We start from the raw sequence: 14,332 nt of genomic DNA, 5'->3' as shown, positions 1-14,332 counted from the left end.
ATGAAGGATCTCCAATGCTCGATCGTCTGATGCAGGGTTGCTGGCTGCGCGGCATTCGTCTGTCCGCCCGCGCAGGTGAAGTGCTTGTCGACCATGCGCCACCTGGCGCGCTGGACGAGTCGATCGCCCAAGCGCTACGCAGCCACGGCGCCGACGTGGTGCGCTGGCTCGACGCCCACCCGGCGTATTTCCGCGACCGTGCGCTGACCGATAACGAACAGGCGCTGTGGTTCCTGCACCGCCTGGAGCCGCAAAGCTGCGCCTACAACATCGCCTATGCCGCACGGCTCAAGCCGTCGCTGCTCGATGAAGACTTGGTGCCGCGTCTGCAACGCGCCTGGCATGACGTCCAGCACCGCCATCCGCTGCTGTGCAGCCCGTTCGCCGAGCGCGACGGCGTGCCTGTGCAGCGCGGCGCGCCGACCCAGTGGCTTGGGTTGCGCCAGGTCGAGTTGCAGGCGGCCGACCCGAAGGCCCTGCACCAACGTCTCACGGACTTGGCCGACGAACCGTTCGATCTGGCCAGTGGCGACGTCAGCCGCCTGACGCTGGTCTGTAACCGGCACGCCGAAGGCTGCGACTACATCCTGCTGTTGGGCATCCACCACATCGCCGCCGATGGTGCGACCATCTACCAGATCATCGTCGACGAGCTGATCTCGCACCTCGCCGGCCAGCCCCTGGCGCCGGTCGATGCGCAGGCCTACCGCGACTTCGGCAGCGCCCTGTATCGGCGCAGCGAGGCCGAGCAGGCGAGCGAGCTGGCCTGGTGGCAGGCGCGCTTGCAGGACGCCCCGGCGCTGGTGCTGCCGACTGACTTCGTTACCAGCGACACGCCCGCCCACGTAGGCGGCGATACCTCGGCCAGGTTCGACGAGACCGATACTGCACGCATTCGCGCCCTGGCCCGTTCCATTGGCGTGACGCCCTACGTGCTGTTGCTTTCGCTATTCCAGCAATACCTCGGCGTGCTGTCGGGGCAGACCGATTTCGTGCTGGGCACGCCTGCCGGATGGCGACTGCGTCGCGAGCACCTGCGCATGCCAGGCTACCTGGTCAATCCGCTGGCCTTGCGCTGCACCCTGCAACCGACGCTATCGAGCATCGACTGGGCGCGCTGCGTAGAGCGCGAGGTGAAAGAGACCTTGCAGCACCGGCATTACCCGTTCGCCCGCCTGATGCAGCAATTGGCGCTGCCGCGCGAGCACGGCCGCGCCCTGTTCCAGCACATGTTCACGCTGAACAAGGACCGTTCCATGCCCTACGAGGTGCATGTCGAGCGCCTGTTCGCCGAGCAGCGCGGCGCTGCCCATGCGCTGAACCTGGTGATCAACGACGAAGACCGGCATTTCCATTGCCGCTGGCGTTTCAGCAAGGCGCTGTATCGGCAGGACACTGTCGACCGCTTGCGTGACCAGTTCATCGGCTTGGTGCAGGCAGTGCTGGAGCGCCCGGATGTGCCGTTCGCCGACCTGGACTGGCTGGCGCCCCACGAGCAGGCGCAATTGCAGGGCGAGACCTGCGCGCCGGTGTTCGACAATGCCTGGCAGGCCTTCGTCGAGCAGACCGTGCAGCGCCCTGCGGCCGTGGCCCTCGAAGACCTGCACGGCTGCCTGGACTATGCCACCCTGGGTCGCCAGGTCGCCGTGCTCGCCGCCCACCTGCAAGGGCAGGGCGCGCCTCTGCCAGGCCAGCGCATCGCCCTGTGCCTGCCCCGCAGCCGCGCGCTGGTGCTGCACATGCTGGCCGCGTGGCAGTGCGGCGCGACCTTCCTGGTGGTCGACCCGGCCTGGCCCGCCTCCCGCCAGCAGGCCATCTGCGAAGACGCGCAGCCGTGTCTGTGGATTGGCCAAGCGGCGCGGCCTGAGTGGCTGCCGGCCGCCATCGCCTGGCTGGAGCCCACCTCCTTGAAAGACGTTCCAACCATCGGCCTGCGCCCGCAGTTGGCGCCCGAGACGCCGGCCTACGTGGTCTACACCTCCGGTTCCAGTGGCCGTCCCAAGGGCGTGATCGTCAGCCACGGCAACCTCATCCACTACGTCAGCGCCTGCCTGGCCCGACTGGACCTGCCCGCCGATGCCAGCTTGGCCAGCCTGGCCAGTTGCGCCACCGACCTGGGACACACGGCGCTGTTCGGTGCGCTGCTCAGCGGCCGACGCCTGCGCTTGTTGGACGAATCACTTGCGTTCGATGCCGAGGGCCTGGCCGATACCCTGCAAGACCAGCCCGTGGACCTGCTGAAGATCGTGCCATCGCACCTCAACGCCTTGCTGGTGGCGTCCCAGCCGCAGCGCGTGTTGCCGCGCCTGTGCCTGATGTGCGGGGGCGATGCGCTCGGCGCCGAGCTGATCGCTCGGGTGCGTGAGTTGCGTCCCGCGCTGCGCATCGTCAACCACTACGGCCCCAGTGAAACCACTATTGGCGTGCTCACCCACGAGGTGGACAGCGTGGGCACGGCCCCGCTGGGACGACCGCTGGCCAATGTGCAGGTCAGCGTGCGCGACCCCGCCGGGCGGTTGCTGCCGATTGGTGTCGCAGGCGAACTGTGCATCCAGGGGCCGACCGTTGCGCTGGGCTATGTCCAGGCCAGCGAGGCCGACCAAGCCCGGTTCACCGCCCACGGTTATCGCACCGGCGACCGCGTGAAGATCAACACTGCCGGGCGGGTGGAATTCTTCGGCCGCCTGGACGAGCAGGTGAAGATTCGCGGCTATCGCGTCGAGCCCGGCGAGGTGGCCGAGCAACTGCGTGCACTGCCCGGTGTGCACGATGCCCAGGTGCTGAACGCGCCCGTTGCCCTGACCGGCAACCGCCTGGTGGCCTTCCTCATTAGCGACAGCGACGACCTCCAGCCGATCCAGGCACGCTTGCAAGCGCTGTTGCCGGACTATATGCAGCCGGCCCAGTGGCATCGTGTCGAGCGCTTCGAGCGCCTGGCCAACGGCAAGGTGGACCGTCAGGCGCTGCTGCGCCGGGTCGATCAGGTGCCGCTCGCAGAGGCCCAGCCGCAGGCCGATGCAGCGCCGTCCAACGCGCTGGAAGCCCAGTTGCTGGAGATCTGGCGCACGCTGCTGGGCAAGCCGACGCTGGGCGTGGACGACAACTTCTTCCAGCACGGCGGCGACTCCATCCTGGGCTTGCAGATCATCGCCCTGGCGCGCCAGCAGCAGATCACGTTGACGCCCAAGCAACTGTTCGCCGAGCCCACCGTGCGGCAACTGGCGCGGGTCGCTCGCACCCCGCGCAGCGAGACCGAACAGTGTCTGCTGGCCATTGCCCAGGAGATTCTCGGCAAGCCGGCGCTGCAACTGGACGACAACTTCTTCGCCGTCGGCGGCGATTCGATCCTCAGCCTGCAAATTATCGCCAAGGCCAAGCAGGCTGGGCTGACGCTCAAGCCCAAGCAGATTTTCGAGTATCCCAGCGTGCGCGGCTGGGCCGAGGTCGCCGTGCGCAAGGATACGCCCGCCGCGAGCACTGCCGATGCCGTCGAACCGAAGACGACGTTCGCCCTCACGCCGATCCAGCGCTGGTTCTTCGAGCAGGAGCAGCAGACGCCGGGACACTGGGATCAGTCGATCCTGCTGACCGTGCAGCAGCCCCTGGACACCGAGCGCCTGACCGCTGCACTGGCGCGTCTGGTGGAGCGTCACGCCAGCCTGCGACTGGTCTTCGAACGCGATGCGACGGGCTGGGCCCAGCGCTACCAGCCCGCCACGCCTGACCTGCAGGTGCTGCACCTCGAAACACGCCCGTTGGATGACGACTTGCTCGCTCACTGGCAAGGCGGCTGGTCGCTGGACCAGGCACCGATGATCCGCTGGGTGTACTTCACCCACGACCAGCAACTGCTGTGCAATGCCCATCACCTGCTGATCGATTCGGTGTCCTGGCAAGTGCTGATGGAGGAGCTCGAACAGCTCTATCTGCGTCCCGAGCAAGCGTTGCCGCCGGTCTCGGCGGGTTTCCACCGCTGGAGCGCAGCTTTGGCTCAGCATGCCGCCGAACCCCGCGTGCAGGCCCAGGCCGAGTACTGGCGCCGCCAGCTCACCGACAGCGTGGTCAATGCTGCAGGGGACAATCGCTACGGCGACAGCCGCACGCTTGAGGTGCGCCTGTCGGCCGAGCACACCGACCGCCTGCTGGGCGAAGCCAACAGCGCCTATGCCACCCAGACCCAGGACCTGCTGGTCGCGGCACTGGGCAGGGTGATCGCCCGCTGGCTGGGCCGCGAGCAGGTCACCCTGGAGCTGGAGAGCCATGGCCGCAGCGCCTGGGACGACAGCCCCGAACTGTCGCGCTCGGTGGGCTGGCACACCAGCCGTTATCCGCTGGCGGTCAGGGCCAGCGAAGATCCGGCGAGCGCCATCGTCCAGGCCAAGGAAGCGCTGCGCGAGGTGCCCGAACAAGGCATCGGCTATGGCCTGCTGCGCGCCGACCCGGCCCATGGCCTGGGCGCTGCCGACCTGCTGACCTTCAACTACCTGGGCCGCGCCGATCAGTGGTTCGCCCAGTCGCAGCTCTGGCAACTGGCGCGTCCGCTGTGTCCGGGGATGCGCGCCGCCAGCACCGCCCGCACCCACTGGCTGGATGTCACCGCGCTGGTGGAGCAGGGCCAGTTGCACCTGGAGTGGCGTTACGCCCCCCAGCGCCACAGCACGGCGCAGGTCAGCGAGCTGGCCAGGCAGATGGTGCAGACGCTGGAGGCGCTGCTGGAGCACTGCCAAGGCCCCTCGGCAGGCCGCGCGACCGCCTCGGACTTCGCCGACTCAGGCCTGTCCGACGACGAATTCCTCGCCCTGCTCGAGCAACTGGAGCAGTGACCACCCCTGCGGTGTTTCTTTCAAAGGTTCGGATACCGACAGCATGAACGACAAGGTCAAAGCACTTTCGCGCAACATCGAAGCGATCTATCCCTTGGCGCCGATGCAGCAGGGACTGCTGTTCCACAGCCTGCTCAATCCCGGCAAAGGCATGTACCTGCTGCAGTACCGGCATGTCATGGTGCTCCCGGACCTGGACCTGGAAGCCTTTCGCCAGGCCTGGGCCCAGGTGATCGAGCGCCACGAACTGTTGCGCACCTCGTTCGTCTGGAAGCAGCAGAAGCGGCCGATGCAGGTGGTGCACAAACAGGTCGAGCTGCCGCTGACCTTCGAGGACTGGTCGCACCTGGACAGCGACACCCAGCAGCAGCGCCTCGACCGCCTGCTGGCCGAAGAACGCGCCGAAGGCCTGGACTTTACCAAAGCGCCGCTCATGCGCATCCGCCTGTACAAGCTGGCGCCAGACACCTATCAGTTCGTGCGCAGCTATCACCACATCCTCATGGATGCCTGGTGCTTTTCGATCATCATGGTCGACTTCTTCAAGAACTACCGCGCCGCTTCGCAAGGCCAGCGCCTGGAGCAGCCCAAGCCGCGACCCTACCGCGACTTCGTGCGCTGGCTGGAAAGCCAGAACAGCGAGGACCACCGGCAGTTCTGGCAACAGCGCCTGGCCGGTTTCGACACGCCCAACGAATTCGGCTTCGGCTACGCCGGGCGCGTCACCGAGGCCGCCGAGCCGGTCGAGGACTGCGTGCAGCGGCTCAGCGCCGAACAGACCCGCAGCCTGCAACAGGTCGCCGCGCAGCATGGCATCACCCTGAACACCCTGGTGCAGGGCGCCTGGACCTTGCTCATGAGCCGCTACAGCGGCGATCGCGACCTGGTGGTCGGCATCACCGTGGCCGGGCGCCCGGTGCACCTGGCGGGCATGGACAGCATCGTCGGTTTGTTCATCAACAGCCTGCCGCTGCGTTGGCAGTGCAATCCTCAGGATCGCCTCGGCGCCTGGCTGCGCGGGCTGCAGGACGAAAGCCTGAGCCTGCGCGAGCACGAGAGCGTGTCACTGGCCGAGATTCAGGGCTGGAGCGACGTGCAGCGCCAGGACCTGTTCCACAGCCTGTTCGTCTTCGAAAACGCGCCGATCACCGACGATGTCCGGCAGGGGCAGTTGGATTACCTGATCAGCGACATGCACAACCGAACCCACACCAACTACCCGATCACCGTGGTGATCATCCCCGGCGAGTGCCTGCACCTGCAGTTGACCTACCTCACCGACTGGTTCCTGCGCCCGGAAGTGGAGCGCATGCTCGGTCACCTGCGCCGGTTGCTGCTGGAGATGGCTCAAGCCCTGGGCCGTGACCCGGACACGCCGCTGCACCGCTTGAGCATGCTCGACGACAGCGAAATCGCCACCCAGCACGCCTGGGCCGGCGGCGAACTGGCCGCGCAACCCGAGGCACTGCAACCGCTGTACATCGAGCGCTTGCAGCGACAAGTGCGCGCCACCCCGCACCACGTGGCCCTGATCCACGATCAGCAGCAACTGACCTTCGACCAGCTCAACCGCGCCGCCAACCGCCTGGCGCGCCACTTGCGCGAGCAGGGCGTGCAGCCCGACCAGTTGATCGCCGTGTTCGACGAGCGCGGCCTGGACCTGGTGGTCATGATCGTGGCCATCCTCAAGGCCGGCGCCGGCTGGCTGCCGCTGGATCCGCGCAACCCGGCGCAGCGTCTGGCCCAGGTGCTGCGCCAGAGCCGCACGCCACTGCTGCTGCACAGCGCCGAGATGGCCGAGCTGTCCGCCGAAGCGCTGGCGCTGCTCGACGCGCCGCCACGGCATCTGCGCTACGACGCTGCCGAGCTGGTGCACTACAGCGACACCGACCTCGACCTGCCGGTCCATCCCGCGTCGCTGGCCTACTGCATCTTCACCTCCGGCTCCACCGGCACGCCGAAGGGCGCCATGGTCGCCCATGCAGGGATGCTCAACAACATGCTCGGCAAGCTGCCGGGTCTGGCGCTCGATGCCGACGATGTCATCGCCCAGAGCGCGCCGCAGTGCTTCGACATTTCCGTGTGGCAGACCTTGGCCGGAATGATCTTCGGCGCGCGCACCGTGATCCTGGCCGACTGCGTGATGCAGCATCCGCAGCGACTGGCCGACACCCTGGTCACGCAAGGGATCACCGTGCTCGAAGCCGTGCCCTCGTTGATGCAGAGCCTGCTCGACATCGACCTGCAGCACACGCGCCTGCGCTGGCTGCTGGCCACCGGCGAGGCCTTGCCCGCCGCCCTGGCGCGGCGCTGGTTCGACCAGCACCCCCAGATCGTGCTGATGAACGCCTATGGCCCGGCCGAATGTTCGGACGACGTCGCCTTCCACCCCTTGTTCGAGCGCCTGCCGCAGACGCGCAGCAACGTGCCGATCGGCAAGGCGACCCTGAACAACCGGCTGTACCTGCTCGATGCCGACCTGCAGCCGGTGCCTCTGGGTGCGGTGGGCGAGATCTTCGTTGCCGGGGTCGGCGTCGGGCGTGGCTACATGGCCGATCCGGCGCGCACGGCCGCGGTGTTCCTGCCCGATCCGCTGGCCAACGACGGCAGTCGCCTGTACCGCACCGGCGATCTGGCGCGCTGGCTGCCTGACGGCGATCTGGAATACGTCGGGCGTACCGACCATCAGGTGAAGATTCGCGGGCACCGCATCGAGCTGGATGAAATCGAAGCCTGCCTGGCTCGTCATCCGGGCGTGCGCGAGGTGGTGGTGGTCGCGCGCGACGATGCCCAGCGCGCCAAGGTGCTGGTGGCGTACGTCACCGCTGACGGCGAGCCGAGCGTCGAGGCGCTGCGCGAGCATGTGCTGGCGCACCTGCCGCCGTACATGGTGCCGAGCGCCTTCATGTTGCTCGAGCGCTTGCCACTGAACGGTAATGGCAAGGTCGACCGCAAGGCGCTGCCGGCGCCGGACTTCGCAGCGCAGAGCCTGGCCCGCTACGTGGCGCCGAGCAGTGCACTGCAACAGCAGATGGTCGACGCCTGGCAGCAGGTGCTGGGGCTGGCGCAGGTGGGCGTGCAGGACAACTTCTTCGAGCTGGGCGGCCATTCGCTGCTGGCCACGCAACTGATCGGCCTGGTCGGCAAGCTGACCGGCAAGGACCTGCCTCTGCGGGTGGTGTTCGAGCATCCCACCATCACCGCGATGGCCGAATGGCTCGACACGCGCGAGCAGCCGGCCAAACAGGGGCCGCGCCGTTTGCCACGGCCGACGCCGGTGCCGCTGTCCTTCGCCCAGCAACGCCTGTGGTTCCTCCAGCAGCTCGACCCCCAGAGCCCGGCGTACAACCTCAGTGGCGCGGTGCGCCTGAGCGGCGCGCTGGCGGTAGACGACCTGCAGCAGGCGCTGCAATGCCTGGTGGACCAGCACGAGGTGTTGCGCACTCGCTTCCATGACGGCACCGACGGTCCCGTCCAGCACGTGCTGGCGCACCTGCACCTGGCGCTGCCGGTAATCGAGGTCGATGACGAAGCGGCGCTGCACCAGAAGCTGCGCCAAGACGCGATGACGCCGTTCCGGCTCGACCACGAGCCGTTGCTGCGGGTGCGTCTGTACCGGCTGCAAGCAGACCAGCATGTGCTGTCGCTGAACTGCCACCACATCGTGGCCGACGGCTGGTCGCTGCACCTGCTGATCGACGGCATGTGCCATCACTACCGCGCCCTGCGCAGCGGCCAGGCCCTTGAGCAGACGCCGCTGCAATTGCAGTACGCCGACTATGCGGTCTGGCAGCACCAGTGGATGCAGGGCCAGGACTGCCGCCAGGAACTGGCCTTCTGGCGCGAGCAACTGGCCGGTGAGCTGCCGGTGCTCGACCTGTCGCCGGACTTTTCGCGTCCAACCCAGGCCAGCCAGGCCGGTGCGCGTGTCGAGGTCCGGCTGCCAGAAGCCTTGGCCGCACGCCTGCGCGCCTTCAGTGCGCGCCACGGCTGGAGCAACTTCATCCCGTTGCTGAGCGCATTCCAGCTGCTGGTGCGCAGCCGCAGCGGCGAACAGGACGTGCTGATCGGCGTGCCGGCGGCCAACCGTCACCATGCCGTGCTGCAGCCGCTGGTGGGCTGCTTCGTCAACACCCTGGTCTACCGCCAGCAGCTGCCGGGCGAGCGCAGCCTGCTGCAACTGATGGGCGATTTGCAGGCCTTGTCGGTGGCGGTGCAGTCGCATCAGGACCTGCCATTCGACTACCTGATCGAGCAATTGGGCGTGGTGCGTCAGGTCAGCTACAACCCGCTGTTCCAAGTGATGTTCAACTATTTCCCCGGCAATGCCCTGGAGCGTTTCGAGCTGACCGAGCTGATCGCCGAGCCAATCGACAACCGGCCCGACAGCGCCTTGTGCGACCTGAACCTGGACGTGCGCGACAGCGAGCATGGCATCGCCCTGAGCCTGCAATACAGCACCGACCTGTTCCGCGAATCGACCGTGCAGGCCATGGCCGAGGACTACCTGTCGCTGCTCGAGGCCCTGTTGACCCACCCCGAGCGCGCACTGGGCGAGTTGAACCAGGCCGGGGCAGGGCGCGACGCTGCGCGTCTGCCTGGCGTGGCGGTGCCGCCTGGGCAAAGCCTGTTGCAGGCGTTCGCCACCCACGCGGCCCGCCACCCCGAGGCGCTGGCCGTGCAGGACGCCGGGCGGCAGTTGAACTACGCCGAACTGGACCAGGCCTCCAGCCACTTGGCCGCCGCCCTGCAAGCCCATGGCGCCGGGCCTGAGCAGCGCGTCGTGCTGTGCTTGCCGCGCGACCATCGCCTGCCGCTGGCGATGCTGGCCGTGCTCAAGAGCGGCGCCGCCTACGTACCGCTTGCCGAAGACACGCCCAGCGAGCGCGCTCGGCACATCCTCGCCTCTTGCGCCCCGGCCCTGTGCCTGGGCACCGCCGACACCCTGCCGGCGCTGCGGGCAGCCACCGAGGCACCGCTGCTGGACCTCGATACCTTGCGCTGCGACGCGCCGCTATGCCCGAACCCGCCGCATCCGGCGCAACTGGCCTATGTGCTGTACACCTCAGGCTCCACCGGCAAACCCAAGGGCGTGGCCATCAGCCGTGGCAACCTCGACAACCTGATGCAGGCGGTGGACCAGGTGCTGCCGCTGACCACCGGCGATCGCGTGCTGGCCCTGACCACTGCGACCTTCGACATCGCCATCGTAGAGCTGCTGCTACCGTTGGCGCGTGGCGCCAGCGTGCTGCTGGCCGACCGCGAGCAGGCCCGCGATCCGCAGGCCATCGATGCGCTGTTGCAGCACCTGCGTCCCAGCGTGATGCAGGCCACGCCCGCGACCTGGCGGATGCTGGTCGCGCACACCCACAGCACCTGGCAGGGCGTGCGGGCGATTTCCGGTGGCGAGGCGCTGCCGGCGGCCTTGGCCGAAGCGATGCAGGCGCGAGGGGCGTCGGTCATCAACGGCTACGGTCCCACCGAAGCCACGGTCTACAGCACCTTCGAGGTGTGCAGTGCGGCGCTGCGGGGCACTGAGGTGCCGATCGGTATGCCTGTGGCCAACACCCGCGCCTATGTGCTCGATGCCGACCTGCAACCGGTGCCCGAGTGCGTGATCGGCGAGCTGTACCTGGCCGGTGAGCATCTCGGGCGTGGCTACTTCGCCGCCCCCACGCTGACCGCCAGCGCTTTCCTGCCCGACCCGTTCGTCCCCGGCGCCCGCATGTACCGCAGCGGCGACCGGGTCCGGCGCAACGCCGCCGGCAGCCTGGACTACCTGGGGCGCGTGGATTTCCAAGTCAAGCTGCGCGGGCTGCGTATCGAGCTGGGCGAGATCGAAGCGGCCATGGCCGCCATCGCCGGTGTCGAGGAAGCGGCCGTGGCCTTGCTGGGGCAGGGCGAGCAGCAGCGTCTGGTGGCCTACCACAGCGGCGACGAGCGCTCGGCGAGCGTGCTGCGCGAAGCGCTCGCCGCGCAGTTGCCGGACTACATGCTGCCCAGCCAGTTCGTCTGGCTGCAGCGCCTGCCGCTGAGCCCCAGTGGCAAGGTCGAGCGCAAGGCGCTGCCGGCGCCGAGCGTGCAGCAAGGGCAGGCCAGCGCGCTCGAAGGCCATTGGCAGCAGGTGCTGGCCCGTCTTTGGCGGGAGCTGCTGGGTTGCCACGAAGTCGGTGCGTTCGATCACTTCTTCGAGCTGGGCGGCCACTCGCTGCTGGCGGCGCGACTGGTGGCGCGCCTCGCTGAGCAGCAGGGTCGACGCCTGCCGTTGCGGGCGGTGTTCGAGCACCCTCGACTGGTCGATCTGGCCAAGTGCCTGGAACAGACCGAAACCGAGGGCGACAGCCTGTTACGCCCGCGGCAGACGTCCAGCGCGCCGCTGCATTTCACCCAGCAGCGCCTGTGGTTCCTCGACCGCCTGCAAGGCGACACCCAGGCGTATCACCTGTCGGTGGCCCTGCACCTGCACGGCGTGTTGCGCCCGGAACTGCTCGAACAGGCCTTGGAACAGCTCGCCCAGCGTCAACACAGCCTGCGCACCCTGTTCGTTGACGACGAGACGGGGCCTGTGCAGCGGGTCGAGGACACCTCGACGGGGCGCCTGGACGTGCAGACGCTGTCGCTCGATCCCCATTCGTCCGCGTTCGCCCAGCACCTCAGCGACGAGGCCAAGCGCGCCTTCGACCTGGGCACTGCGCCGCTGTGGCGCGTGCGCCTGTATCAGGGCCAGACGCACAGCGTGTTGCAGGTGACGTTGCACCACATCATCGCCGACGCGCGTTCGTTGGAGATCTTCTGCCACGAACTGCAAGCCCTCTACCAGGCGCTGCTGGAAGGGCGCAGCGCCGATTTGCCCGCGCTGGCGTTGCAGTTCGCCGACATCGCCGACAGTTGGCAAGGCCCTGCCGGGCAAGCACAGATCGAACAGCAGTTGCAGTACTGGCGCGACAAGCTGGCGGGTGAGCCGCCCGTGCTGGATGTGCCGACCGACCTGCCGCGTCCGGCAGTGCAGGGCTTCAAGGGCCGGCGCCTGCGCTTCACGCTGCCGCAGGCGTTGGTGCAGCGCCTGCGTGACAGCGCCCGCCAGCAAGGCCTGACGGCCTTCGCACCGTTGCTGGCTGCCTGGAAAGTGCTGCTGGCGCGCCACAGTGGGCAGCGCGAGTTGTGGGTGGGGCTACCGGTGGCGCACCGTCACCAGGCGCACACCGACCCCCTCATCGGCTACTTCGCCACCACCCAGGTGGTGCGCAGCGTCATCGAGCCGACGCAGACGGTCGAGGCGTTCTGGCAGCAACTGCAGGCTGACCATCTCCAGGCCCAGCAATACGCCGACGTCCCCTTCGAGCGCCTGGTCGACGCCCTCCAGGTGCGTCGCGACCTGAGCCACACGCCGCTGTTCCAGGCGCTGTTCAACCTGATCCAGAGCGATCTGACCCAAGGTTCGCAGCAGTTCGCTGGCCTGTCGGCGCAGCGTCTGGCGGTGGAGAGCGACAGCGCGCTGGTCGACCTGGGGCTGCACGTCGAGCAACAGGGCGCAAGCTGGCCCTGCGTGCTGGAGTACAACACCGAGTTGTTCCTGCCGAGCACGGCCCAGCGTTACGTCGATGAATACCTGCACCTGCTGCACGGCATGCTCGAGCGTCCGCAGGCTGCGCTGTGGGACATCGACCTGGCCAACGCCGACCACGCACTGGCCGAGCGCCCCTGGAACCTGCCCGGTCGCACGCAGCAGGCCACCGACGATCTCATCCAGCGCTTCGAACGGCATGCGGCGCTCACCCCCGAGGCCCTGGCGGTGGACTGCCAGGATGAACAGATGAGCTACGCTGCGCTTAACGCGCGGGCCAATCGCCTGGCTCACTGGCTGCGCGCGCAGGGCGTCGGTCGCGACGACCTGGTCGCAGTCTGCTTGAGCCGTGGCCCCTGGCTGTTGCCGACCCTGCTGGGCATCCTCAAGGCAGGCGCTGCGTATCTGCCGCTGGACCCGCAGCAGCCCGGCGAACGCCTGCGCAGTATCCTCGCCCACGCGCGCCCAGTGCTGACCCTGGGCGAGCAGGGCAGTGCCGAGGTGCTGGGCGAGGCTGCCGTGCACGAGGTCGATGGGCTGGCGCTGACCTTGCAGCCGGCAAACAACCTTGAGCTTGGCGTACACCCGTTGCAGCGCGCCTACGTGATCTACACCTCCGGCTCCACCGGGCTGCCCAAAGGCGTGCAGATCACCCGCCAGAGCCTGGGCAATCTGCTCGCCGGTCTCGACCGGCACCTGCCACTGAGCGCCGAAGATGTCTGGCTGGCCAGCACCACCTACGCCTTCGACATGTGCAAGCCCGAGCTCTTCCTGCCGTTGGTCAACGGTGCCTCGCTGCTGCTGGCGCGGCGTGAACAAGTGGTCGATGGTCATCGGCTGTTCGAGCTGCTGCGCCGCGCCAGCGTGTTCCAGGCCACGCCGGCCGGCTGGCAACTGCTGCTGGAAACCGGACAGCGTCACTGGCCAGCCGTGCGCGGCCTGATCGGCGGCGAAGCGGTGCCGGGCGAGCTGGTGCGCAGCCTGTCGGCACTGGGGGTGCGCCTGATCAATGCCTACGGGCCGACCGAGACCACGGTCTGGTCCACGCTACAACCGCTGGAAACAGCGCCCCAGGGCATCGCCGACATCGGTACGCCGTTGCTCAACACCCGCTGCTACGTGCTCGACGAGCACCTGCGTCCGGTGCCGCTGGGCACCACCGGCGAGCTGTACATCGCCGGCAGCGGCGTTGCGCGCGGCTATCAGCATGCGCCGCAACTGACCGCCGCGAGCTTCCTGCCCGACCCGTATGCGCCCGAGCCGGGCGCGCGGATGTACCGCACCGGTGATCTGGTGCGCCGCCGGGGTGATGGTCGCCTGGCCTATGTCGGGCGCAGCGACTTCCAGATCAAGGTGCGTGGGTTCCGCATCGAACCGGGTGAGGTGGAGACGCTGCTGCGCGGTTATCCGGGCGTGGAGGAGGCGGTCGTCATGCCCGCGCCCGACGGCCAGGGGTTGTTCGCCTGGCTGCAGACGCCCTCGGCGCTCGATCAACAGGCCTTGCGCCGCGAGCTGGAAGCGCGGCTGCCGGCCTACATGATCCCGACCGCCTTCGTCGAGCAACCCCGCTTCGTCCTCAACAGCAACGGCAAGATCGACCGCAAGGCCCTGCCGTTGCCGACGCTCGACCGCGCGATCGGCGTGGCGCCGCGTACGCCGCTGGAGACGCAGTTGGCCGAGCTCTGGCAGGACCTGTTGCAGGTGCCGCAGGTGGGGGTGACCAGCAGTTTCTTCGAACTGGGCGGGCACTCGTTGTTGGCGATGCGCCTGATGACCCAGATCGAGACACGCTTTGGCGTGCGCATCGAGCTGCGCAGCCTGTTCCAGGACCCGACCATCGCCGGGCTGGCCGCACAGATCGAGCAGCCCCAGGGCCTGCTCGGTGACCAGGCGCTGGACGAGATGCAACGCCTGTTATCAGAGATGGAAGACTAAGGATGAGTGG

2 protein-coding genes are annotated in these 14,332 nt (G+C 68.1%); both read left to right on the top strand.

What is annotated here, in order from left to right:
• The first annotated feature begins 14 nt into the window (after positions 1-14).
• Positions 15-4,823, top strand: a complete 4,809-nt coding sequence (locus NJ69_RS08610) for a non-ribosomal peptide synthetase (protein ID WP_039578114.1) — start codon at positions 15-17, stop codon at positions 4,821-4,823.
• A 43-nt stretch (positions 4,824-4,866) separates the two neighbouring features.
• Entirely contained in the window at positions 4,867-14,322 is a 9,456-nt protein-coding gene (locus tag NJ69_RS08605) for a non-ribosomal peptide synthetase (RefSeq protein ID WP_052192059.1), read from the top strand.
• Positions 14,323-14,332 lie beyond the last annotated feature (10 nt).

It is taken from the genome of Pseudomonas parafulva, assembly GCF_000800255.1.
Lineage (GTDB): Bacteria > Pseudomonadota > Gammaproteobacteria > Pseudomonadales > Pseudomonadaceae > Aquipseudomonas > Aquipseudomonas boreofloridensis.
This window is presented reverse-complemented; position numbering and strand designations above follow the sequence as displayed.

Coding starts and splice junctions, on each gene's coding strand:
- NJ69_RS08610 (WP_039578114.1), top strand. CDS start 15: ATGCTCGATCGTCTGATGCAGGGTTGCTGGCTGCGCGGCATTCGTCTG.
- NJ69_RS08605 (WP_052192059.1), top strand. CDS start 4,867: ATGAACGACAAGGTCAAAGCACTTTCGCGCAACATCGAAGCGATCTAT.